This is a genomic window from Candidatus Berkelbacteria bacterium (genome assembly GCA_016432625.1).
Classification (GTDB): Bacteria; Patescibacteriota; UBA1384; order 2-12-FULL-50-11; family 2-12-FULL-50-11.
Genome location: CP066697.1, coordinates 282,582 through 302,790, shown reverse-complemented (window position 1 = coordinate 302,790; position 20,209 = coordinate 282,582). Strand labels below are relative to the sequence as shown.

The following is a 20,209-nucleotide window of genomic DNA, read 5'->3' as shown; positions in this document are numbered from 1 at the left end:
GTCTATTCACGTTTAACCTCAGCCTTTCAAGCGGTAGCTTGTCGGGCAGTTGGTGGGCGCACGGGTGAGATTACTCTCATTCGTGCGCCTCCAGGTTGTGGTCGTGATTATGAGCGTATTCCATCGAACACCTCATAACTGGCCGCCGTTGTTCGCAGGCTAGTTTGTAGCCGTATGAACTTGTGGTTGTCGGCCAAACCCTTGACGACAGCCAGAAGTCCGTCGAACTCCGTGGTTTCCATCGCCAGGATTTCCGAGCGGTAGTGAACCAGAGCCAGCTTGAACTCAGGCATCTCCTCGTAACGAAGCGTAGCGCCTTGGCTTTGCGTCGTGGCAAAGAGGAGCAGCTCGGCTTCGAGCGGCTCAATCCCCCAGACTTCCTCAAAGGACAGTTCGCAAAGCGAACTAGCCTTGTCTGCTGAGATCTGCCGGCGCTCAACCTTAAGGTGAGTGCTGCCGTTCGCTGAGTCGTTGAACTGATCGATCAGGTGGTAGATGTCCCCGATACTGACGAATGTTCGCCCGTCGTGGCTCATGACATCCAGGCAACCCTCTATGTCACCGCCAGACTCGCGAACAAGCCTCAGCTCGTAGTAGCAAGTCTCCCGCAGAACAAGTGTTGCCCAAATTAGCAACGCTGCGGCGACAACGGCCATGCTGCCGCCGATTTCGATCAGGTAAAGTTGCCCTGGGTAGATCAGCGGCATAAGCGCCAAGATCAAACCCGTTGCAGCAACGATAAGCGATACGGCGATCGTCAGGCTTTTCACCTTGAGATCACCTCAGCTGTCGGAACCAATACGGTTTCTCTCGGGCGGCCGTGAACCCCCCAAAGAAACGGCTCGTAGTCAGGCTTAACGGCGATGAAGCCATTTTCGCCGATCAGGTCGTCGCAAGCTCCTGGTATGAGGACGTTGCCGCCCTCTTCCTGAATCTTGCGTTCGTTGAAAGTGGCCACCACGTCTCCGTCTTTAGAGCGGAAACGGCAGTAGGCGATGCCCTCCGAATCGCTTTCTACAGCGCCTCGGCGGACAAGTTGAGCATTCACCCAGACTTGTAACATACGTTCACTCCTGCTGAACCGTTGTCCAGCCAAAACCGCTCCGGCGGTAGTGCAACGGCAAATTTCAAAATGAATTACTTCATCTGATACCGTTGCGTCCGGAGCGGATCCGGCCAGACAAACCCTCAAAGTCTTCAAAGATTTGAAAACTCAGTTGGGTGGGCAATCCTAGTTTGGTTGCCCACAGTTGGTTTCTTCCGCGCCGATCGCGGCTTTGAGCTCTTTGCCTCGCTGGCATAAGCTGTCGGGAGCGGTTAACCCCATTTCAACGTTCAAACACTGCTCGCACTTGAAGGTGTGGAGCTCAAACGCGGCGGTCAGCCAAGCTTGAAGAAGCCAAGAAATGAACGATTCAAACACTTTCAATTAGTTCCTCCCTCAGAACCCTCGACCATCTGGTCAAGAATTCAGTCGGGGACTGACGGAGAGTGTCCGTCAGTCAAAGCGAGCGTTTATGCACGTTTTATGGTAGCGACAATCCAAAGAAAGCGTGCAAGCCGTGCAATCAGAACACAAAGCTGAACGGCAACGAAGAGCGGTAGGAAAAATAGAACGAATCCTACGATGAGTAGTCGTTCAGGAAGTCGGTCTGTGTTCTCGTCTAGGCTCTCAAAGGGCTTTTTCAAGAACAGGATGAGTCCGTCAGCCGGTCCACCAGCTGTGGCGTGGAGCAAACAGAAGAGGAACCACACCACCAGATTCGCCACTACCCAACTAGGCAGTATTACAGTCCACCACCAAGTTAGTGAGTCGATGTTGTTATACATGTTCGTATCCCCGATCATCAGTTACCTGACGGTCAAGGAGCGATGGCTGACGGTACGAGTACCGTCAGCCGGGTCACGACGCATTGCCTGTGGCTTGGATGCGTTCAAGAAACTTGCGACTTGCTCGGGAAACAGGTGGATAAACTACCCACTCCCAAATCCCGATCAGTATAGTGGTTGGCAGCGTCAGAGCGACAACTACCAGCCAAATCGGTCCGTCATTTGGCTCAAGTCCGAAGCACATACGTCGAAACCACTCGAACATGTTGTCCCCACGCTCCGGCATGGATGCTCGGGCGAAGGACGCAAAGCCGAAGGATATGACAGTCCAAAACAACAAAACTCCTAGCAGGTTGCTTAGGGTTTCCATTTCTTCTCTCCTTAAGGTTTCCCTCAGAACCCTCGACCTGCTGGTCAAGAATCCAGTTGGGGGCTGAAACGTTTGCGTATGCACACGCTTCAGCCGAATGAGAAGCTCACGCCGTCTTTTGGTTGGGACGGCGAAATAGCTTGCTCGTGAGCCAGGGTATGAGGTCTAGGACAGCGATAACGGCGATTGCGGGTATGCATATCGCATTTTCGCGTACATCGTCGAAATCATCGTTTCCGCTGGCGAGTGTCGACCAAAACTCTTCCCGGCCAAACCGCTTGCGCGCACCAAACATGCCCCAGTTGTACACGATAAGGGTGACCAGCAGTGCTAAGCCTGAGAAGAAGGCAACGAAAAGCCCGGCGAACAGTAAGAAGTACACATCAAACCTCCTCTCCGCCCACAATTGATTGTGAACGGGGAAAGGTGGGCCAGACCCGGCTTGCGCCGGACTGACCCGAAGGGGTGAGAGGCAAGAACCGCTATCCACCCTTCCCCGCTTTGGGGATGAGTTTGATAGAAGGCTCCTTGCCCTCGATCCGAACCCACTGCCCCTTCTCCTTATCCCAGCGGACAGGGAATGGGAACGTGGTCACCTTGAGCTCGGTGTAGATCGGCGAGAGCGTGCCGTCGCCGTTTACCGCCATGACGATTGTCGCGTCGGTATTCGGCGAGGTGAAGACCCCGTTAGGCTCCGCTTGTGCGAGTGTAAGTCCACCCAACCCATAGCTATTGCTTTCCCAAACCGCTTGGAGCGGGTTGGTGAGCTGAGTATCCATCGGGATCGGGTAGCCCTGGCTCGGTGTTTCGAACAGCACAGTCGCGCCCATTTGGGGCGTTATGTAGCTCCAGGTCGCCGCTGCCCCGTTTTGGGCAACGTAGAATTGGATCAGAAGATCACGCGTCCGGCTCCAATCGAAGACCGGGATCGGCTGGTTCTTCACGTAGATCTCCTGCTGCCTATTCACAGCCACCTGCTCACGGGTGTCAGCGGTTGCCTTGTTATCCGAGCCACAGCCCGAGACGAAGAAAATGCCCGTGACCAAAAGGATCGTGCAAAGGTTTTTCATTGTCTCGTTACCCTCCCTCGTGAGCTGCCAGGAAGCTGCGCACCGAATCCGGCACGCGGTCGCGGCCGATACGATCGGCAGTGGTCTCGATGTCGTCCAAGAGCGAGCGCTGCTGTGAGCGCATGCCCTCGACGAGCTTGGCGTTGGCCGGGTCGCTTTCGTACTTCAGGATATCCGTTTCGAGCCGTTTGTAACCCTTGACGTTCTCGAGCATCGCGGTGATGCCCGTGTCCTGATACTGGATCGACTGGCGAATCGCCTTCGTCTCCAAGTTGATTTCGGTCGGACGAATCCAAGCCTTGTAGGCGAGGGTCCCGCCCCAGCTCAAGCCGATCAAGATGATCAGCCACAGCCAGAAGTACCGAAAGAAGATACCGTGTCCTTGGCGAATGTCGCCGCGGATGTCATCCCATTCGTCTGCCATTTCTTTCCTTACCCAGCCTGCCTTGCGGTCAGGACTTACAGGTCTCGAGGTTTCCCTCATCCCCAAGCACGAATTGCTTCATGCTGGAGGAAAGGTGGGTGACGTTTGGCTGGTTTGCCATTGGTCACCCTGTTTTGGAAACGGGAACATAGATCGCCGGATACTCTTCTTCCGGCGTCTCAGGCTGGTAGAGAACGAGGTAGCGGTACACGTGACTTGACAGTGCCAGATCCCTGGCAAAATCGAGCGAGACCACCAAGATCTCGTTGCCCCGGTTCATCCTTCGGGCGAAGTTCTCTGCATCATCTTTCAACTGAAAACAAAGAATGGCTGGTAGTCCCCAGTAATTGGTACGGCCGTAGCCCTCGGAATCTAGAAGCCTGACGATGTAGAACTCTTCCGGAAAGTCAAAACTAGCCAAAAGCTCTTCCATTGCGCATTGCGCTCCTTCACCTGACGGTGATCGGGTTGTTCCACCATTGGGTTGCGATAACCACAACGGCGGTAGTGATGACGAGGCACAAAGCCCCAAGTCCAAGCAGTCGCCAAAACTCATAACGTTCCTGGCGGCGCTGATCGGACTCAGAAGAATACTGTTTCATACGCTTATCCCCCACCACGAATATCGCCATAGCGAATTCCTGGTGACGGAAAGGTGGGCGACCACCTCGCCAAGTTAGGCGTAAGTGGTCACCCGATCACGGGTTGCGGCGGCGGGATATGCACCGACAGCCGCGCCTCATCTCGCCCGGGCACATAGCCCGGCTCGAATAGGACAAGTGCACGGAAGCTCGGGAAGTGTTCCCGAAGAAAATCCCGCGCCGAGTCAATCGACTGAGCGTCGGAATCGTAACGCGACATGCCCGGAGTGTCCTCGAAGGGCTTAGCGTAAACGTCCATGTCGCGGATCGAGCGAAAACACAACATCGCCGACTCGCCCAGGTGGGTCGTGACGGCAAAATGCGAGCTTTCTTGACCGAACCGCAAGAAGTAGAAGAAGTCCGGAAATTCCAGACTCTGTCCTATGGTAGGTGATTGTCCCAAGTGTGTGTTTCCTCCGTGAGATTTCTAGAAACTGTCGAACGTCACGCGTTCAGCAGCTTCATTGAAGGGCGAAGACGGATACGAGATCCGTTTCGCCCGAGAGTCGCAGCAGGCGGTCATCGGTCCGACCTCCGCTGCTGGGGTTTGGGCCGCTTCGGCAGGAGTGGCTTGATAATGAGGTAGATCATCCCGAACATCAGCAATAAGCCAATGAACGGAGCGAGCGCCTCAAATATCCGACCAACTACCTTACCGAGAATCGGCGGGTAGACGAGGATCAGAATCGCAGCGATCGTGATTAGACCACGGCGAGGGTTTTCGAAGCACCAAGCGCCCAAGGCTAGGAGCCACGACCATACGGCAGACAGTACTTGCTTCATCCCACCTCCGGTAGGAACGGTTGTCGGCGACGTTTTCTTGTCGCTTACGAGTGAGCGTCCCCTCGGGACGCCAAAGGTTGATGTATCGGGTAGCCTCATGACTTATCCACCCCATTTAGTCGGAGTAGAATGTCACGCACCACTCTTGATTCCATTGGTATACCGCACTTATCACCTTGCCTTGGGCAGTTACACCACTACATCTCACGTAGGGGTTCAGCTTGTCCCAGGCGTGACAAGAAACGGACTCTTCGTTGACTACACCTCTTGTTCGCTGCAAAAAGTCAGCTTTAGCTTTGGCAACATCTTCTTTCGGCACAGTTTGGCAGCCAAGCACAAAGCAAGCGACGATTACTAATATAACGACTTTCATGCTGTTCACCACCCGTCTCGACTGGGAAGTCAAAGACGGATGGGAATATCACGAAGTAAAGGTCGGAGCCGCGAGCCCGAACCCCGAAGGGTCGGACTCGCGACAAAGTTGATAACGAGCTAGCACTTGCCAGCCAGGGCTTCCCATGCCTCTCGGTCGTCTTCGAGGAGGACCCTTTGCAGGAGTTCCTCGCGCTGTAACGAGAAGCTGTACAAGCCTCGATAGCAGTGCGAGACACAGATATCGTTGGTGGAAACCGAGTAGACGGCATAGTGGGACAGCCCACCACCAGGTGCGTTGTGAACTGGCTCGGCGAAGTAAACGATTTCGACACCCGCATTACCACGCGGCGCGTCGTTGATCGCTTCAACGATGCCGTTCATATGACGAATCTTCTCGCACACCGCCTGCGCCTTCGATCCAGTGAGGGATCCTAGCAATTCGGTAAGGGTACGAGCATTGTTCTGATTACGCAAAGTTAGCATTTTGTTCCTCCACCCTTAACCGCGGGATCACGGGGAGTTTCCTCCTTTCAGCCCACTGAAAGGTTCAAATTAACAAAGTGTGGGCTGAAAGGAAGAGGCGAGACGGAGCCAAAGCTACGTCTCGCCTTCCGGAGCGAACTGGGTGGGTTGGTTACGGCAAGGCATGACCAGGAATCGAGCAGGTCGGGGCCTCCCCAATCTTGCCGATCGTGATCTCGCCACCCGAGGGACATGAAGGGAAATCCCTGATGTATAGCGGCGACAGGTCAGCCAGAAGCACAACCGTACCACCGCCATTCTTGTGGTCCTTCACCCACTGCTCTTTGGCCGCGCTGATCAGCCCGAGCCCACCGATGCATCTGGTCTTACGGCTGGTCTCGCTGGCGTGGCGAAAGGTGGGAAGCGCAATCGCGAGCAAGAGGACGATTGCGATCACAACTATGATCATAATCTCAACGAGCGTAAAGGCTCGAGTGACGAGTTTCTTCATTGACTGAGGGCCCTCCAAGAACCCGCACAACTCATACGCTATTACGAGCTTTGCGGGTCGGGCGATACGGAGCTGAAGCTCCGTTTCGCCCTTGTTTTCGAAGTGTTGTCAGACCGGAAGCCAGCCGCCGTTGATCAGCTTCCAGAACCGTCGGAACTGACCTTTGAACGCGTACTTGCTCGCCCGGTACGAGCCGACCGCGAACGCGAGTGAGGTAACGACCACGAGCGTTATGATCGCACTTTGCGTTGATGTAATCTGGTTTGCTTGGATCATCTTGACGAGTTCGACGGCCACAAAGCCGCCAGAACCGAGAAAGAAACAGCAAACGGTGACGAAGAAAAGGCCGAGTAAAGTCTTCATTTTGTTCTCTCAAAGTTCGCAACATGTGGTTGTGAACTTAATTGAGGGTGAGGCGAGCAACCGAAGTTGCCGCCTCACCGTGTCGTATTCACTGTGCAGCCACGCGAAGTGAACTGAGGTTGTCGTCGAGCAAGTATCTCGTGAGAAGATTCTCACCTGCACCCCGCAAGCTCCCGCGTCGGGTTCCCGTCAGCTTGTTCTCGTCTGTGTTCATGACCATCACCGACGACTCGTCTGCCGACATGACGAAGTAAATTGCCTCGCCCTTACCGAACTCCCGACCGTGTGTGTAGCTGATAGCGACGATCTTTGCGTCAGCATCAAGTAGTCTGTCCAGGCAGGCCTCGGCGTGTTGTCCAGTCATGTACTGAAGTAGGCGTTCCCGATGTCTCTTTAAATCCTCGGCTCCGCTAAACGGTAGTCGACCGAATTCAATCATGGTTTTTACTATCCTCCTAGCCACGTTCGAGTCATCGAACGTGTCATGAGAGGGCGAGACCAAATTCGAAGATCTGGTCTCGCCCGTATCGCTGTACTGCTAAATGCTTGCTCGCCAACCGAGCGTCGTCACCCAGTAGATTTTCGGACGCTTTCCCTTCACACCCATATGGCGAAGTCGGCGATCTGCCTTGTGGGCATGTCTGGCAAAACAGCCAGCAGGGTCGCGTGAATAGTCCGGACTTCGACGAGAGCGAGCCTTCTCGGCCCGCGGATCTTTGTGGTTTTTTATCATGACTGGATTACCAGCGGTCGAATTGCTTCAACCGCTCCTCGCTACTCACGAACTTAGGCTCGTGGGCAATGAGGAAACAAGTTGTTAAAGAGTGGCTATTGTTGCAACTACCTCGTTAGGCATAATCGCTCAAGCCGAGGACGGGCCTACCGCCTCACGGGCAACAAAAAAGACCTTGCCGATTCGCGCGCAAAGTCATCAATAATCACTGATGAAGGCGCTACCGACGCATTCGATCTTTATTTAGTTGGACGTGCTCAAGTAGAAAATATTCTTTCCTAACTTGTTGTGCAAGATGATACTCTAAACTCATCTATTTGTCAATGAGTTTAGGATGTTTTTTATGTTACGAAGCATATGCTAATTGTTTATTGTTTTTCGTCGCACGAAGCGAGGCTACATGTTAGGACAGGGGGCTCAGAGTTTAGAAGCCCGCCCCCTATCCTAACGACCAACCCCCGGCACATTCGAACAGGCGTCTGGAGAAAAACAAGTAAATAACCTGCTTGAGGGTTAGATTTGCTTGTTTTTCGATTAGTTAATAGTCGAAACTGAGGGGCTGTTACCGCGATCCTTCCGGAACGAACCGAAAGTTTTCACCTTAACCCCGTAGGGAGCGTGTTGGGGATGGGGTTGTAGGGGTAAGGGGCTGACTTCGCAATGAAGCCCCTTGCCCCTACGAAGAATATACTATTACAGGTATATATAGTAGCGATGATCGCCATTGGGGTAGCGCAAGGAAGCGCCAACGGCCTGGCGCGAATTTTTTGAACCATATTCGTCCCCTGACTTGAAGTCTTATCTGTGATACCATTTCCCCGATCATGATTAGTGCCCAGAAGAATTTGTGGCAGGGACTCCCAGATAAACCAGGTGTTTACCTATTTAAGGACGTCTCAGGACAGATTCTTTATGTCGGTAAGGCTTTAAACCTTAAAAGCCGGGTCGGGAGTTATTTCTCTGGTAAAAATAACGACCGCCCCTGGATTCAAGTGATGATGGGTTTTGTCCATAACGTGGAAACTATCGTTGTAACCAACGAGGTTGAGGCGTTAATGCTCGAAGCGACACTAATCAAGCAACACTTGCCCCGTTTCAATATTAAGCTTACCGACGACAAGGCTTACCCGTTTCTTAAAGTCGTCTTAAACGAGGCGATCCCGCGTTTTACAGTTACTCGAAAGCGAAACAAAGACAAGGCCATATACTTTGGACCATATCTTTCTGGCCGAGACGCCATAAACACTTTGGAGTTTCTTCGTAAAATCTACGGGATCCACATCAGTAGCACACCTCTTCGACCCAACCGTGACCGAGCGTGTTTGAGTTGTCAGCTCGGCGAGTTCACCTGCCCACTGAGCGGCGAGGTTGACGAGGAGTCCTATCAGGAGCGAGTTGATCGCGCCATTGAATTTTTGCAAGGCAAAAGGAAGCATCTCGTTGATGACCTTGATGATCGGATGCGACTGGCTGCGAAGAATGAGCAGTACGAATTAGCAGCCAAGTTACGCGACCGACTGCAATCAGTTGAGCAAATACTCAGCCGGCAAAAGGTTATCTCTACAATTCAGGATGATTACGACGTGATTGCCGCCGCTCAAACCCAAATGAGTGCTGCTGTCAGCGTCCTGATGGTAAGAGAAGGTCGAGTAACTGGACAGAAAACCTTTTATTTTCAATTAACCGGCAGTGAGAATCAGAATGAAGTAGTGAGGAGTTTTATAATTAGTGCTTACCAAAATTTTTCTGAAATTCCTGGTCTTGTAGCGTTAAGCGAAGAAATCAGCGACCAGGATGTAATTGCCAAGTTTCTCGGTACCGTCGCCGGCAAAAAGGTCGAACTGCGGACTGCCGAGCGCGGCGAGAAACGGCAAATGGTTGAACTAGCCGCAAGGAACGCCGCTGCCAAACTCGAAACGAGACTCCTCAGGACCGACCAATCATTTAAAAGCGTTGTCGCTGTTCAGGAACTACTTAAGCTCCCGGCTCTACCAACTCGTATTGAAGCTGTTGATATTTCTAATCTGGGTAGTTCGGAACCGGTTGGGGCAACTGTCTGTTACGTTAACGGCAAACCAGATAAAAACGAGTACCGTCGCTATAAAATAAAAACCGTTGAGGGCCAGAATGACTTTGCGATGATCCGGGAGGTAATGCATCGCCGCTTCAGTGATACAACCCGGACTGCGCCGGACATAATGGTGATCGACGGTGGCGTTGAGCAACTGAAATCCGCCCTTGAAGGGATAAAAGACGCCCCTATTCAACCTAAGACAATAATAGCGCTAGCAAAAAAACCTGATCGAGTCTTTTTGCCCGGCCGCAAATTGCCAATAGCCGTTACTCGTGGCCACAAAGGGCTGCTACTGCTAAGTCGAATCCGCGACGAAGTCCACCGCTTCGCTATCGGTTTTCAGCGTAAAAGACAGTCGAAGAAATCTTTAAGCACTCAATAAAACGTCTGCCTCTAGGCTAGATTTATCCGTTTATTTGCTTTACAATGCCTGGGCATTTCGTGGAGGATTATCGGAATTGAAAATTAAAAATCTGCGGCACCTCAGTGCGGTCGTGGGCACTGCCCTAGGCCTCACCGAGCAAGAAGCGCGTGCGGCGGCCGATAAGTCCGTCAAAGCCGCTTCAATTCTCAAGAATGTCGATAGGCCTCAAGAGTTTATCGACTACGTCATCAGCGAGCTTCAGAAGCGTGGCATCACTGGCGACGTCGAGATCGAGGTGATTTCGGCGGCGGCAGGCAGAAAAGAAGTCACCTTTGCCTTCGAACCGATCGAATGCGTGCCGAACCGAGACTCTATCAAGGTCTTGGTACAGCACGGCGACTCGCTCCAAGCTTTCTACACGCTGATTAACCCACTCAATATCGGTGTAGACGTGGTCTGTCAGCGGCTCGGGATCCGGGAGCCGAAGCGATGGAACGATGCCGAGGCCGACTCAGGAATACCCTTGGCCCAGATCTGCGCCGATTGCGAGCAGGCCTGGCGTCGCGACTTCCTGCAGAACGACGTAGTGTTGAACTACATCTGGTGCCTCGACAACGCTTCGTGCACCGAAGAAGAGTTCGATGTTGTGATCGAGTTGACTCACGAGCTAGCTACCGGCGAGGGCAAGATGCGCCAAGGTTGCCGTTACGTTGCCAAGAGGGTTCTCTTGGAGACGAACGTCGTCATGCAAGACGAGCAAAACAACTACCTCCTGGACCGGCGTGGTAAGAAGCTCGCCCTCAGCGCCATTCGGCAGCTTCTGTCGGGTAGCGTTCAGGGCATGGCGCCTGGGGCTCGCGAGAAAGTCGAGGCACTGCGCACCTTGATCGAAACGCGAAAAACGCTCTTGTCCTTGAAGAAGGAGGAGGAACAACTCGAAACTGAGCTCACCCGAGCGCAGTCACGACTCGAACAGGCACGCAGGAACGTGGTGCGATCCGAGCAGGAAGTGCAGACCTGCCAGCAGCAGCAAGCGGAGCTTGCCGGCAAAATCGAGGCAGCGAAAGCTGCTGACGTTGACCCGTCAAGCAACTCACTCTTGCAGCATCTCGACGAGACCCAAATCGCGTCCTTGTGGAAGTAACACTTGGACGCAACCCGAAGACGCCTCCCCTAACCGGGAGGCGTTTCCATATCAGCAGCTCAAAATGACTTGCAAAAGCCTTGATTTTTGCTCAGTGTAGAGTAGAATTTCGTCACTACGGTTACTGCCCGTCAGTAACCGGATCTGGAAATCGTTTCCAGGTCCATCGTCGCAGCACCAATGGAGGTATGACGTGATAGAAACGAAAACTCGTTCGTTAACATTCGAGCGTCACGATCGGCGGAAAGAAGCCCCCAAGGACTTCTTCGAGTCAATCGAACGACGTTTCAGCGACCGCCTGCAATGCGCAGGCAAAATCGAGCTCTGGATCGGAGAGAAGATCAAGGGTACGCATCACCGGAAGGGCGTCAAGATCAGCCGCCGTAATGGCCGCTTGATCGAAGGCGTTTGCCAACCGGGTGATAACGACACTTGTTATCATTTCCGGGCCCAGGTTCACAGCCCACTCGACCCCAGCGTGGTTCACGCTAAGGTCAGCGCTGCTGAGGAGAAGTCGGCGCCGTCGAGCGTCGTCGTCAACATAAGCGAGCGACAGGCAAGCATCAACCCCGACGTGTTCTGGAACGAAAGCCACCTGAATCTGGTCGTTCAACTTGTTGTCGACCCGAAGACGGATCGCGGCTTGATCCCGATCACAGAGGTTGCAACTGCAGTTGTCTGCGTTATCGAAGACAGCAGTGGCGTTAAGAACCCGAGTGAAGAGCTCGTTCAAGACGCGTTTCTTCGCCTCGTGCGTGGCAGTCACCTCTTCCCGTTCGCTCAGAACGGCAAGACGATTAGCCACTTCACGCTGACGAAAGACGCCTCTATTGCCGCTGTTGTAACAGCTGCAGCTGGTTTTACCCAGCAAACGACGCCTGAACCGCCTGCCCAGCAGGCCGTCACTACGGTCGTCGTTCCACAGCCGCCCGCTGATACTCCCCCCGTTACCAACGAGGGAGACACGAAACCGGCCGCACCGGGAAAACTCGACACTCATGACGCAGCGGATCCTGCCGCGTCGCCGACTCCTCAGACTGAACAGAAGGGCACCTTTGGCGACCTCTTTCAGAACGAACAGAAGCTAGCCGCTCTGGAAGCGGAGCTGATGGCAGAGGCCGACCCATTGTCAGGATCTCTATCCTACGTGGCTACGCTTGCCGTCTTCTGTCGGTACTTACAAAGAATCGGCATCGACTCAAATGAAATCGCCGATCGTCGGATCGGTGGCGGCCTAAGCCAGCTCGTGCGTCGCAAGGTGCTCGAGCAGTGCGGAGAGCCGTACGAACACAAAGGCTACGTCGTGGTCAAGCAGCGAGAAGCAATTGAACTCGCCAAGAAAAGTCGCCCCCAAGGCGACCAGCTAACGGAGACTCGACTGAACAACTTGCTGGAGCGCGTCGCTTCAGACGAGGGCATTGCCACGGTCGGCGAGACGCTGATCGCGGCTTCTGAGGGCACAAACTTCCTCATAGCGGACTCATACTGGGCGGCGCTTCGCAAAGCCCTGGATGTCTGGACGACAAACGAGAAAGTCATTGAGGCCTCCCACCGAGCGTTATCAAACGCTCGCTACATCACCGGGGAGCGACGCAACCCGTACGGTGTAGGCTACACGATCAACGAGAAGCTAGTCTCTCTCGTTGAAGCTTGGCAACCGATCTGGAAGGAACGCGAAGCCGAGTTTGACGCAAGCACGACACGACAGCGCGAACTTGACCTTCAGAAGGTCGATTCGGCTAGCAAGGTGATTGCAGATCTCAAAGCGACAAATGGCACCACTACGGCGCCGGCTGCCTCCGCAGTGAGAAAGCAAACTCCGGCTAAAAAACCGGTCGGGGCCATACCGAACGTTCAGCCGTCCACTCCTAGGATCGAGAAGACCATCGACGATTCGTTGGCCGAGCTCGAAGCGGAAATGGCGGCGCAAGACGAGGCAATGGCGGCGCTCGTGCGCAAAAAGCAGAAGCTCATGCAAACTAAGGTCGTCGGTGAGGCTTTCCGAGCCAATCCAGAGGCAGCCGCTGCAGCCAAGCAGTTGCTCGCTGCAAACGACCTTGAGGGCCTGAAGAAGCTTCTCAACCTCGACGACTGAGTCGAGGCGGCCGCAAGGCCAACTTGACCCCGAGTGGGTCACCCGAAGCCCTGTTCATGTAACAGGGCTTTCGCTTACCCCAAAAAATTAGGTTGTAAGAGTGATAATCAGCCAACCTAATAGAAACATCGACAAAAATAACACCGGCAGCCCACAACCTCGGTGAATAGTTTCTTCGACTGGATCTTCTTTTTTCGCGTCGTCAACCATGACCCGCCAATTATAGCTCGGCCTTAAGGAGACTTTTATGGCAGTTCTTACGAGGACGTTTCTACCGTGTTTCGTTCGCGCGAGTATTGGCAGTATTCACAGTCTGGATTGGCCTCAGGAATAGCTGCATTATCGAGAGTTTTTTTGATATCAACAAGTGTCGGCTCTACCCACGAATCATCACCACTATACGGGAGTAAATGGACATCAAACTCTAATCTAGCGTCGAACGCTTCGCGATCCTTACGCCCGTTGACGTAAACAAAGTAGGCAGTGTCAGACACCTTGAAATCGTTGCGACGAAATAACCATTGATAAACTTCAGCTTGTCGCTTATAGCCAATTTGCCACTCGGCGTCCAAACTTATTGCCCCTTCTTTTGAGGTCGCTTTGTAATCAACTATATGTAGTTCTTTTTGTGAATTAATCCAAACATCGTCTATAGCGCCGAAGACTATAAAATTTGTCGGTTGATGATGGTAACGGATGCCCTCAAAGTTTTCTCGCCACTGGCTCAATTTCGTGTGATCGAACGGTGTTGCGTCGACTCCGTAATTTTCCATTAAAGGGTGCTTAGTACCTACCGCGCGATGGGCGTCGAACTCTTTTTTGAGCAAAAAGTCCACCGCCGAATTGAGGGTGAACGGAAATCCTGGCGGTTGGCCGACGCCGTAACGCCGATCAAGGTAAAAGCAACGTGGACACTTTAGGAAGTTATCAATCTTGGTGCGTGACAGTTTGAACGGACCTTTAGATTTTGGATCGTAGGTATAGCGGCTTTTTTCATAACGCATAAAAGGTATATTAAATGAATCATGGACGAAATTCACCTGACAGTAACAATCAACGCCCCGATAACAGCCGTTTGGAAAGCTCTGACTGACCCAGCAGAAATCGACAAATGGGAAGGCGGTCCAGCGATAATGGACGAAAAAGTCGGTAGTAGATTCGAGTTTTGGGGAGGAGAGATTCACGGCACAAATACAATCGTAGTGCCGAAGAAGAAGTTAGTTCAAGACTGGGAGTACGGTGACTGGCCAAGCCCCTCGACAGTTGTTTTTGAATTGTTTGAAGAGGGCGACGTGACTCGTGTCGAGTTAACACAGACTGGCCACCCCGAAGAAGAGACGAAAGACCTTATAGACGGCTGGAAGAGCTTTTACCTCGGCGCTATCAAGGAACTTTTAGAAGACAAGCAAAAACAGCCTTAAGATTAGGCTGTTTTTGCTTCGAAGACTACTGCCAGGCAAATAAAATTGCCGCGGCAATTAGGATTGAAACTAGTTGGTAAAGCGCGTTAATCCAGAAGAGTCTAGCGCTCCGACCTTCATAAAAAGCATTCGTAGCCATTGTCACAGCAATGAAGCCGACCCAAGCCCAAGCAGCAGTCTGGAGAGCCTCAGTCATCGTTGTGGTGCCCACAAGCCGAATAAAGTGAGCCAAAACATAAGCCCCGATTGCGGCCAAAATATAGGTCCACAACATCGTGACCGGTTTATAACCTTCCTTAATCTCCTGTTCGGTTTTACCTATAGCAGCAATCCACATCCGACCAAACACTGGCAAACTGTACCATATATAACCAACCACCATATATGCGATTGCTGCCACAAACACTGCCCAATAATTTACAGAGATATCGTAATTCATTTTCACCTCCTTCCTATGTTGTCCTCACTATACGTAACGTCTGACCTGAAGTACAAGATTTTGCGCCCTTCGTATGCTAACAATTAAGAGATGAGGCCCGCATTAACAAAGTTTTTGGGATCAATGACGATGTATGCGCTAATGGTGCGGTTTCTCGCTGGGATGCTGGCGATTGCTTTCGTTTTGGCACTGGCGGATAAAGTACCGTTTGAAGCGAGTGCGATAGCCACAACCACGCTTGTTTCTGTCGTTAGCTGCTACGTCTTCAATTTGTTACTGGCACGATTTTTCAAAGTCAGACCTAATCCAGAATCGTGGCTGATCTCTTCGCTTATCCTCGCCCTTATTGTTGGTCCAGCCTCGTTAAGCGCCTCGTGGCTGCCGCTGCTAATTGCCGCTGCAGCAGCAATGGCATCGAAATACCTTCTGCGGTTTAAATCCCGCCATATCTTCAACCCAGCAGCAGTTGGTGTCGTTACGATGTATTTAACTACCGGAACGGGGGCGAGCTGGTGGATAGGAGTTATGCCACTAACCGTTTTAGTGGTGGCTGGCGCTATTCTAATCGGATACAAGATTCGCCGGTTAAAAATGGCCGTGGTATATATAGTGGCCTTTCTTCTCCTATTCTTTACTCTGAACGGAACTGGGCTGCCGCTATCGGACAACGCCAAGCTCATCGAAGGCTTGTTACTAAACTCGCCGCTATTTTTCTTTGCGTTAGTGATGCTGCCAGAGCCGGCAACCTCCCCAGCTAATCACCGTCTTGGTTACGCCTACGCGGTGTTAATTGCTTTTGGCGGCGTGGCTATTCAGCGCTTTTTACCAAGTATCCCCTACTCGCTCGAATTATCACTCTTACTCGGAAACATTCTCGCCCGAGTTGTGGAGAAGATTGACTACTTTACTATGACGCTCGTTAAACAAGATAAATTAGCGCCGACAATTGAACTTTTCACTTTTGAGCCGCAGCCGAAAGTTAATTTTGTGCCCGGACAGTTTTTGGAATGGACGTTACCACACTCTAGTCCAGATAGTCGTGGGGTAAGGCGCTGGTTTACTATCTCCTCATCGCCTACCGAAAAACTCCTGCTTCTAACCACCCGTTTTGCTGATAAGTCGAGCAGTTTTAAGACAGCCTTGCGAGCCTTAAAACCGCATCAACAAGTCTTTGCACGCGGCCTTGAAGGCGACTTCGTCATGCCAAGCGATAAAACCAAGCCATTGGTTTTTATTGCCGGTGGCATCGGCATCACCCCGTTCCGCAGCATGATTAAATATCTCGTCGATAGCGGCGAACGACGCGATATTATTCTCATTTATGCTACTAAAACCGCCGAGGATTTGGTTTTCATGGATCTTTTCCACGAAGCCAGCGAGGCATTTGGCCTGAAGATAGTAACCGTTGTCAGCAACCCACCAGAAAACTGGAGCGGCTATAAAGGTCAGATAAGCCCTGCTGTGATAAAGGAGGAAGTACCTGACCTGCTTAGCCAACTGTTCTATGTCTCTGGACCAGAGCCGATGGTCGAAGCTTTGTCGCAACTTTTAGGCGAGATGGGCGTGCCAAGATCGAACATCCGCCAGGATTTCTTCCCAGGTTATACGAACGATTTATTGACTAAGAAATAGCGCTATTTCTCGACGGTTATCTTGCCGGTGTCAGACGTGTCGGAATGGTTGTGATAACCCCAGGCGCCGACCTCGTTGAAAGTGAAGGAAAAGCTCTCGCCTTTGGCTAAGTTCTTGCCAGCATCAAGTCCCGGCATTCCTGTATGCGTTGGGTGAGGATCAGATGCAACCCAAAGTGGATTGCTGCTATCGTTGCGAAAGATTACTTTGGTGCCAGCTTTGACAGTTGCAGAATCAGGCGAAAAACCGTTGTCGGTATAAGCGATTGTTCGCTCAACAGCGACGCTACCATCGTCTTGGCTAGCGGTGCCGGATTGCTGGTTGGACACATCGTCATTACTACTGCTGTCGTTATTCTTATTACCAAACAAGAACCAAGCCGCGATGATCAGAACCAAAATTACTACTACCCATATTAACGTTTTCATTTTTTCCTCCTAATTCTTACTTCTTGTACAGTTAAACAAAGGCCCGAGCCAGTTACAATAGAAGTTGGCAGGAAGAAATTGTATGCCAACTGCTTTCCCTAGGGTTCTTCGATCCCGGCGGGTATGGAAAATTGGCGAGTTGGTACTATGGACGCAATTTCGTGAGTGTGGCAACGTTTCTCGCGTCTGGCCCGAGGTTGTCGTAGCCCGGTACTTCAAGATATCCGGCCAAGTTTGCCCAACGTTCGTCATTGACGATGAGCTCAAACGGCAGTGATCCCATCTTCCCTTCGCCGATATTCTCGTGCCGGTCGCGTTTGGCACCAAGATCAAATTTTGAGTCATTGAGATGCCAGCAGAACACGTTCTCCAGGCCAATAAGCCGAGAGACTTCGTTAACATACTTTTCGTAACCTTCGGCATTGGAGATGTCGTACCCAGCCGCGAAAGCGTGGCAAGTATCCAAACAAACACCGGCACGTTTTCGGTCGCTTGAATTTTCTAACAACCAAGCCAAATCTTCGAGTTTACCGCCGATTGTTGAGCCAGCTGAGTTCTCATAAATTAATTTAGCCTCGGGTGGTGTTGCGTCGAGTACCGTCTTAATAATTTGCTTAATTTGTTTGGCGTTGCTTTCGATTCCGCCGTTATAAGTGCCTGGGTGGAAAACCGTTCCCACGACGCCAACTTTCGGGGCTAATTTTAGCGTCTCGGTTAAGGCAGTAATTGTTTTGACGACGTTATCCGCTGAAGCGCCTGCAAGGTTAGTTAGATATATGCCATGAAAGATAACTTGTTTAAATTGTTTCGGCCATGCCTCTAGAAAAGCCGCACATGCCTCGTCGCTCCAACCACGAATTTTCCACTGCAAGGGAGCTGAGGGGAAGATTTGTAGCGCTTCCGCGCCGATCTCGCGACCCTTTTTAAGAGCGGTCTCCAAGCCACCCGCAGTCGGTACGTGAGCACCGATAATCATCTGACACTTACCGCTGCGAATTGTTTTTCGACGACCGACCAGTCGATGTTCTTAAAGAACGCTGTAACGTAGTCAGCGCGTTTTACGCCGTAGTCGATAAAATAAGCATGCTCGTAGACGTCCAGTGCAACCAGCGGAACAGAATTCCAGTTCAAATAAGTATTTTGAGAATCGCCAACGATCACCAGCAAGCGCTCTAAGTCACGATCCCAAACTAGGTGTGCCCAACCGCGAGCTGCCATACCAGCAGCGGTGAAAATGTCTTTCCATGATTCATACGAGCCAAAGTCTTTGGTAAGTCGTTCTAACAATTTGCCCGACGGTTGCTCACCACTACCACCTAGGAGCCCGAAATATACCTCATGATTTTTTATGCCCGACAACGCGAAAGTCATCTCGACCGACAGGGCACGAAATTTTGAGGAAATTTGGTTCGCCGAAGCCAGGTCAACTTCCCGTAATTCGCCGATAATCTCGTTCCACTTCTTAACATAACCCTCGTAGAGCTTATAGTGCTCGGTCATAGTCCGTTCGCTAATACCATCAAGCTCGCGAATCGAACTAAATTTTTTGGCTTCGTACATCTCGGCCTCCTTATCAATGTTTATTATCGTTGAAGTTAATACTAAGATATTCATACCGAAAGGCAACTGCTCATTCTACAGAGCGGGAGGACAGCATGTGTAGTGACCCAGATTGGTGTTCCTTATTTAACCCTGATCTCAACAGCTGCTGCTTCGCCCGACTACGTGGTGAAGCAACAACTGACGAGCTACGACCCCAGCCGTCGTCCCAGAATGACACGCGCGGTCCGATTGAGCGGTACATCGCCGAACGGGCAGAACGTGAGCAGGGTAACGACAGGTGGCAAGTCTAGCCAATGACGGCTCTCAATGGTCCCAAGCAATCGCGCGGGACCATTAGACTAACGTTTTAATTGTGTCGATAATCGTTCGACAATCGCTGCTTGTTGTTTCCCGCCCAAGCGTTATACGGATCGTTTTATTCGCCAGCTGAGAATTGAGCCCGATGGCGGCTAAAACATGTGACTCGGCTAGACTCTTTGAGCTGCAGGCGCTTCCTGCCGACACAGCGATTCCTGCCGCATCTAAATCGCGGACGAGATCGGTGGACTTAGTCTTCGCGAGTGTCACCGAAAGATGGTTAGGTAAGCGTGGGGCGTCTTCACAGTTAACTAAAATATTACCGAGACTTTTAAGCTCTGCTTGAAGAAAATCTCGCAAATCACTTATCTTAATGAAGTCTTTTTGGCGGTTGTTCTTAATAATTCGAACCGCTTCCGCTAGTCCGACGATCCCCGGCACATTCTCAGTACCGCTACGCAAACTCTGTTCCTGTCCCCCACCGTAAATTAACGGGAAAATGCTAACCTTATCTCGTACGTAAAGCACCGCGATACCTTTCGGGCCATATGCCTTGCTACCATTAAACGCCAACAGATCCACCCCAAGTTTCTGAACATCGAACTCGATAAAACTCGTTGCTTGGCAAGCATCAACATGTACAAGGGTTTGAGGGTTTTTCGACTTCACCGCTTGTACAATAGCGGCGACGTCCTGGATTACGCCGATTTCAGAGTTTGCCAGATGGACACTGATAAGGGACGTCTTGGCCGTGACGGCGGACGCAATTTGCTTCGGTGATACCGTTCCATTCTCATGTGGGGCGACATATGCAACTTGTAATCCATCACGCTCTAGTGCTTGGCAGGTGGTTAGAACACTGGGGTGCTCAATTTGAGTGGTAACAATGTGGTTGCCGGTTTTTTTATTTGCCCTTGCGGCCCCCAAAATAGCTAAATTATTACTCTCAGTGCCGGTACCAGTAAAATATACTTCTTTGGGTTTGGCGTTGATAAATTTCGCAATCTCGGCTCGTGAGGACTCTACCGCGTCAGCCGCGAAACGTCCGAAGTTATGATTGCTCGACGGATTACCGAAATTGTTCGTAAAAAAAGGCTGCATTGCTAGTGCAACTTTCTTATCGGTCGGTGTGGCCGCAGCGTAATCGGCATAAATTCTTACCATTTGACGAGCCAAATTCTACCTTAAAA

At 51.7% G+C, this 20,209-nt stretch carries 29 protein-coding genes; 6 read left to right on the top strand and 23 right to left on the bottom strand.

Going from position 1 to position 20,209, the window contains the following annotated elements:
- Positions 1 to 107: 107 nt before the first annotated feature.
- From HY845_01830 to HY845_01750, 17 genes are all read right to left on the bottom strand, one after another.
- Positions 108 to 770, bottom strand: coding sequence for a hypothetical protein (locus tag HY845_01830; protein QQG52051.1), 663 nt, complete (start codon positions 768 to 770; stop codon positions 108 to 110).
- On the bottom strand, positions 767 to 1,063 hold the full coding sequence (locus tag HY845_01825) for a hypothetical protein (protein QQG52050.1): 297 nt from the start codon (positions 1,061 to 1,063) through the stop codon (positions 767 to 769). The genes HY845_01830 and HY845_01825 overlap by 4 nt, the downstream gene beginning before the upstream one ends.
- A gap of 168 nt (positions 1,064 to 1,231) precedes the next feature.
- Positions 1,232 to 1,423: a hypothetical protein gene (locus HY845_01820; GenBank protein QQG52049.1), complete on the bottom strand. Its 192-nt coding sequence runs from the start codon at positions 1,421 to 1,423 to the stop codon at positions 1,232 to 1,234.
- Positions 1,424 to 1,515: 92 nt separating this feature from the next.
- Entirely contained in the window at positions 1,516 to 1,848 is a 333-nt protein-coding gene (locus HY845_01815; protein ID QQG52048.1) for a hypothetical protein, read from the bottom strand.
- Between the two features lie 55 nt (positions 1,849 to 1,903).
- On the bottom strand, positions 1,904 to 2,200 hold the full coding sequence (locus tag HY845_01810) for a hypothetical protein (GenBank protein QQG52047.1): 297 nt from the start codon (positions 2,198 to 2,200) through the stop codon (positions 1,904 to 1,906).
- Between the two features lie 106 nt (positions 2,201 to 2,306).
- On the bottom strand, positions 2,307 to 2,582 hold the full coding sequence (locus tag HY845_01805; protein QQG52046.1) for a hypothetical protein: 276 nt from the start codon (positions 2,580 to 2,582) through the stop codon (positions 2,307 to 2,309).
- Between the two features lie 100 nt (positions 2,583 to 2,682).
- Positions 2,683 to 3,270, bottom strand: a complete 588-nt coding sequence (locus HY845_01800) for a hypothetical protein (protein ID QQG52045.1) — start codon at positions 3,268 to 3,270, stop codon at positions 2,683 to 2,685.
- A gap of 7 nt (positions 3,271 to 3,277) precedes the next feature.
- Positions 3,278 to 3,694 carry a hypothetical protein gene (locus HY845_01795; protein QQG52044.1) on the bottom strand — a complete coding sequence of 139 codons (417 nt, stop codon included), beginning with the start codon at positions 3,692 to 3,694 and terminating at the stop codon, positions 3,278 to 3,280.
- A 124-nt stretch (positions 3,695 to 3,818) separates the two neighbouring features.
- Entirely contained in the window at positions 3,819 to 4,127 is a 309-nt protein-coding gene (locus HY845_01790) for a hypothetical protein (GenBank protein QQG52043.1), read from the bottom strand.
- 16 nt (positions 4,128 to 4,143) lie between these two features.
- The gene (locus HY845_01785; GenBank protein QQG52042.1) at positions 4,144 to 4,326 is read right to left on the bottom strand and encodes a hypothetical protein; all 183 of its coding nucleotides are present in this window, start codon (positions 4,324 to 4,326) and stop codon (positions 4,144 to 4,146) included.
- A 58-nt stretch (positions 4,327 to 4,384) separates the two neighbouring features.
- Complete coding sequence (locus HY845_01780; GenBank protein QQG52041.1) at positions 4,385 to 4,738, bottom strand: hypothetical protein; 354 nt, start codon at positions 4,736 to 4,738, stop codon at positions 4,385 to 4,387.
- A 116-nt stretch (positions 4,739 to 4,854) separates the two neighbouring features.
- Positions 4,855 to 5,118 carry a hypothetical protein gene (locus HY845_01775; GenBank protein ID QQG52040.1) on the bottom strand — a complete coding sequence of 88 codons (264 nt, stop codon included), beginning with the start codon at positions 5,116 to 5,118 and terminating at the stop codon, positions 4,855 to 4,857.
- A gap of 115 nt (positions 5,119 to 5,233) precedes the next feature.
- Positions 5,234 to 5,491, bottom strand: a complete 258-nt coding sequence (locus HY845_01770; GenBank protein QQG52039.1) for a hypothetical protein — start codon at positions 5,489 to 5,491, stop codon at positions 5,234 to 5,236.
- Between the two features lie 119 nt (positions 5,492 to 5,610).
- On the bottom strand, positions 5,611 to 5,976 hold the full coding sequence (locus HY845_01765) for a hypothetical protein (GenBank protein ID QQG52038.1): 366 nt from the start codon (positions 5,974 to 5,976) through the stop codon (positions 5,611 to 5,613).
- A gap of 151 nt (positions 5,977 to 6,127) precedes the next feature.
- Positions 6,128 to 6,466, bottom strand: coding sequence for a hypothetical protein (locus HY845_01760; GenBank protein ID QQG52037.1), 339 nt, complete (start codon positions 6,464 to 6,466; stop codon positions 6,128 to 6,130).
- A gap of 108 nt (positions 6,467 to 6,574) precedes the next feature.
- Entirely contained in the window at positions 6,575 to 6,829 is a 255-nt protein-coding gene (locus tag HY845_01755; GenBank protein QQG52036.1) for a hypothetical protein, read from the bottom strand.
- A gap of 88 nt (positions 6,830 to 6,917) precedes the next feature.
- A complete protein-coding gene (locus HY845_01750; protein ID QQG52035.1) occupies positions 6,918 to 7,268 on the bottom strand; it encodes a hypothetical protein in 351 nt (116 codons plus the stop codon).
- A 1,118-nt stretch (positions 7,269 to 8,386) separates the two neighbouring features.
- On the opposite strand from HY845_01750, the gene uvrC reads away from it, so the two are divergent.
- The 3 genes from uvrC (at position 8,387) to HY845_01735 (ending at position 13,239) form a co-directional block, all read left to right on the top strand.
- Positions 8,387 to 10,018, top strand: coding sequence for an excinuclease ABC subunit UvrC (uvrC, locus tag HY845_01745; protein QQG52034.1), 1,632 nt, complete (start codon positions 8,387 to 8,389; stop codon positions 10,016 to 10,018).
- A 76-nt stretch (positions 10,019 to 10,094) separates the two neighbouring features.
- Positions 10,095 to 11,144, top strand: coding sequence for a hypothetical protein (locus tag HY845_01740; protein ID QQG52033.1), 1,050 nt, complete (start codon positions 10,095 to 10,097; stop codon positions 11,142 to 11,144).
- A gap of 193 nt (positions 11,145 to 11,337) precedes the next feature.
- A complete protein-coding gene (locus tag HY845_01735) occupies positions 11,338 to 13,239 on the top strand; it encodes a hypothetical protein (GenBank protein ID QQG52032.1) in 1,902 nt (633 codons plus the stop codon).
- Between the two features lie 257 nt (positions 13,240 to 13,496).
- Here the strand turns inward: HY845_01735 and HY845_01730 are convergent, their stop codons facing one another.
- The gene (locus HY845_01730) at positions 13,497 to 14,243 is read right to left on the bottom strand and encodes a PD-(D/E)XK nuclease family protein (protein QQG52031.1); all 747 of its coding nucleotides are present in this window, start codon (positions 14,241 to 14,243) and stop codon (positions 13,497 to 13,499) included.
- A gap of 21 nt (positions 14,244 to 14,264) precedes the next feature.
- Between HY845_01730 and HY845_01725 the strand changes: the two genes are divergently transcribed.
- On the top strand, positions 14,265 to 14,660 hold the full coding sequence (locus tag HY845_01725) for an SRPBCC domain-containing protein (protein ID QQG52030.1): 396 nt from the start codon (positions 14,265 to 14,267) through the stop codon (positions 14,658 to 14,660).
- Positions 14,661 to 14,685: 25 nt separating this feature from the next.
- Here HY845_01725 and HY845_01720 read toward each other — a convergent pair whose 3' ends face one another.
- Positions 14,686 to 15,099, bottom strand: a complete 414-nt coding sequence (locus HY845_01720) for a DUF1761 domain-containing protein (protein QQG52029.1) — start codon at positions 15,097 to 15,099, stop codon at positions 14,686 to 14,688.
- Positions 15,100 to 15,189: 90 nt separating this feature from the next.
- On the opposite strand from HY845_01720, the gene HY845_01715 reads away from it, so the two are divergent.
- On the top strand, positions 15,190 to 16,731 hold the full coding sequence (locus tag HY845_01715; GenBank protein ID QQG52028.1) for an RnfABCDGE type electron transport complex subunit D: 1,542 nt from the start codon (positions 15,190 to 15,192) through the stop codon (positions 16,729 to 16,731).
- A gap of 2 nt (positions 16,732 to 16,733) precedes the next feature.
- Here the strand turns inward: HY845_01715 and HY845_01710 are convergent, their stop codons facing one another.
- The 3 genes from HY845_01710 to HY845_01700 all read right to left on the bottom strand — a co-directional run bounded on the left by HY845_01710 (position 16,734) and on the right by HY845_01700 (position 18,773).
- Entirely contained in the window at positions 16,734 to 17,159 is a 426-nt protein-coding gene (locus tag HY845_01710) for a cupredoxin domain-containing protein (GenBank protein ID QQG52027.1), read from the bottom strand.
- Positions 17,160 to 17,304: 145 nt separating this feature from the next.
- Positions 17,305 to 18,135 (bottom strand): deoxyribonuclease IV, encoded by an 831-nt coding sequence (locus HY845_01705; protein QQG52026.1) that lies wholly within the window; start codon positions 18,133 to 18,135, stop codon positions 17,305 to 17,307.
- Positions 18,132 to 18,773, bottom strand: a complete 642-nt coding sequence (locus tag HY845_01700) for a superoxide dismutase (GenBank protein ID QQG52025.1) — start codon at positions 18,771 to 18,773, stop codon at positions 18,132 to 18,134. Before HY845_01700 ends, HY845_01705 begins: the two co-directional genes overlap by 4 nt.
- Positions 18,774 to 18,814: 41 nt before the next feature.
- Here HY845_01700 and HY845_01695 point away from each other — a divergent pair, with 41 nt between their 5' ends.
- A complete protein-coding gene (locus tag HY845_01695; protein ID QQG52024.1) occupies positions 18,815 to 19,012 on the top strand; it encodes a hypothetical protein in 198 nt (65 codons plus the stop codon).
- 43 nt (positions 19,013 to 19,055) lie between these two features.
- On the opposite strand, the gene HY845_01690 is transcribed toward HY845_01695, so the two are convergent.
- Entirely contained in the window at positions 19,056 to 20,183 is a 1,128-nt protein-coding gene (locus HY845_01690; GenBank protein ID QQG52023.1) for a cysteine desulfurase, read from the bottom strand.
- Between the last annotated feature and the right edge of the window lie 26 nt (positions 20,184 to 20,209).

Excerpts from the sequence above, each read along its gene's own strand:
- HY845_01825 (QQG52050.1), bottom strand. The coding sequence starts at position 1,063 with ATGTTACAAGTCTGGGTGAATGCTCAACTTGTCCGCCGAGGCGCTGTA.
- HY845_01815 (QQG52048.1), bottom strand. The coding sequence starts at position 1,848 with ATGATCGGGGATACGAACATGTATAACAACATCGACTCACTAACTTGG.
- HY845_01810 (QQG52047.1), bottom strand. The coding sequence starts at position 2,200 with ATGGAAACCCTAAGCAACCTGCTAGGAGTTTTGTTGTTTTGGACTGTC.
- HY845_01800 (QQG52045.1), bottom strand. The coding sequence starts at position 3,270 with ATGAAAAACCTTTGCACGATCCTTTTGGTCACGGGCATTTTCTTCGTC.
- HY845_01795 (QQG52044.1), bottom strand. The coding sequence starts at position 3,694 with ATGGCAGACGAATGGGATGACATCCGCGGCGACATTCGCCAAGGACAC.
- HY845_01790 (QQG52043.1), bottom strand. The coding sequence starts at position 4,127 with ATGGAAGAGCTTTTGGCTAGTTTTGACTTTCCGGAAGAGTTCTACATC.
- HY845_01785 (QQG52042.1), bottom strand. The coding sequence starts at position 4,326 with ATGGCGATATTCGTGGTGGGGGATAAGCGTATGAAACAGTATTCTTCT.
- HY845_01775 (QQG52040.1), bottom strand. The coding sequence starts at position 5,118 with ATGAAGCAAGTACTGTCTGCCGTATGGTCGTGGCTCCTAGCCTTGGGC.
- HY845_01770 (QQG52039.1), bottom strand. The coding sequence starts at position 5,491 with ATGAAAGTCGTTATATTAGTAATCGTCGCTTGCTTTGTGCTTGGCTGC.
- HY845_01765 (QQG52038.1), bottom strand. The coding sequence starts at position 5,976 with ATGCTAACTTTGCGTAATCAGAACAATGCTCGTACCCTTACCGAATTG.
- HY845_01760 (QQG52037.1), bottom strand. The coding sequence starts at position 6,466 with ATGAAGAAACTCGTCACTCGAGCCTTTACGCTCGTTGAGATTATGATC.
- HY845_01755 (QQG52036.1), bottom strand. The coding sequence starts at position 6,829 with ATGAAGACTTTACTCGGCCTTTTCTTCGTCACCGTTTGCTGTTTCTTT.
- HY845_01750 (QQG52035.1), bottom strand. The coding sequence starts at position 7,268 with ATGATTGAATTCGGTCGACTACCGTTTAGCGGAGCCGAGGATTTAAAG.
- uvrC (QQG52034.1), top strand. The coding sequence starts at position 8,387 with ATGATTAGTGCCCAGAAGAATTTGTGGCAGGGACTCCCAGATAAACCA.
- HY845_01730 (QQG52031.1), bottom strand. The coding sequence starts at position 14,243 with ATGCGTTATGAAAAAAGCCGCTATACCTACGATCCAAAATCTAAAGGT.
- HY845_01725 (QQG52030.1), top strand. The coding sequence starts at position 14,265 with ATGGACGAAATTCACCTGACAGTAACAATCAACGCCCCGATAACAGCC.
- HY845_01720 (QQG52029.1), bottom strand. The coding sequence starts at position 15,099 with ATGAATTACGATATCTCTGTAAATTATTGGGCAGTGTTTGTGGCAGCA.
- HY845_01715 (QQG52028.1), top strand. The coding sequence starts at position 15,190 with ATGAGGCCCGCATTAACAAAGTTTTTGGGATCAATGACGATGTATGCG.
- HY845_01710 (QQG52027.1), bottom strand. The coding sequence starts at position 17,159 with ATGAAAACGTTAATATGGGTAGTAGTAATTTTGGTTCTGATCATCGCG.
- HY845_01705 (QQG52026.1), bottom strand. The coding sequence starts at position 18,135 with ATGATTATCGGTGCTCACGTACCGACTGCGGGTGGCTTGGAGACCGCT.
- HY845_01700 (QQG52025.1), bottom strand. The coding sequence starts at position 18,773 with ATGAATATCTTAGTATTAACTTCAACGATAATAAACATTGATAAGGAG.
- HY845_01695 (QQG52024.1), top strand. The coding sequence starts at position 18,815 with ATGTGTAGTGACCCAGATTGGTGTTCCTTATTTAACCCTGATCTCAAC.
- HY845_01690 (QQG52023.1), bottom strand. The coding sequence starts at position 20,183 with ATGGTAAGAATTTATGCCGATTACGCTGCGGCCACACCGACCGATAAG.